The following is a 467-nucleotide window of genomic DNA, read 5'->3' as shown; positions in this document are numbered from 1 at the left end:
CGTCAACGCCGCCCGCGCACCCGAACCAACCTCCGACTCCACCCGAGCAGCCAACAACTCCACCGACGACGCCTCGAACAACACCCGCACCGGAACCTGCGCATCGAGCGCCTGCCCCAACCGAGCCGCCACCCGAGTAGCAATCAAAGAATTACCACCCAAAGCAAAGAAATCATCATCCAACCCGACACGCTCGACCCCGAGAACATCCCCGAACACCGACGCGACGATCTCCTCCACCGCCGTCACCGGAGCCCGGAACACCGCAACCTCGAACACCGGCTCCGGCAACAACTTCCGATCCAACTTCCCCGACGCATTCAGCGGCAACGCATCCAACACCATGATCAACGACGGAACCATGTACGACGGCAACACCGCACGCAGCGAATCCGTAAGCGCTACAACATCAACCACCGCACCCGACGCCGGCACCACATACCCAACCAAGCTGTCACCCGACTTGG

The 467-nt window shown here is 61.9% G+C and carries 1 protein-coding gene; it reads right to left on the bottom strand.

Annotation, left to right across the window (positions count from 1 at the left end):
- The coding region (locus ACN50D_RS31255) for a phosphopantetheine-binding protein (RefSeq protein WP_419970262.1) at window positions 1-467 on the bottom strand (467 nt) is incomplete at both ends.

The sequence above is a fragment of the Rhodococcus sp. SB1D genome (genome assembly GCF_048573875.1).
In the GTDB taxonomy this organism is placed as follows: Bacteria; Actinomycetota; Actinomycetes; order Mycobacteriales; family Mycobacteriaceae; genus Rhodococcus_F; species Rhodococcus_F qingshengii.
The sequence above is the reverse complement of the archived record's forward strand: the minus strand, read 5'-3'. Positions and strand labels throughout refer to the sequence as shown.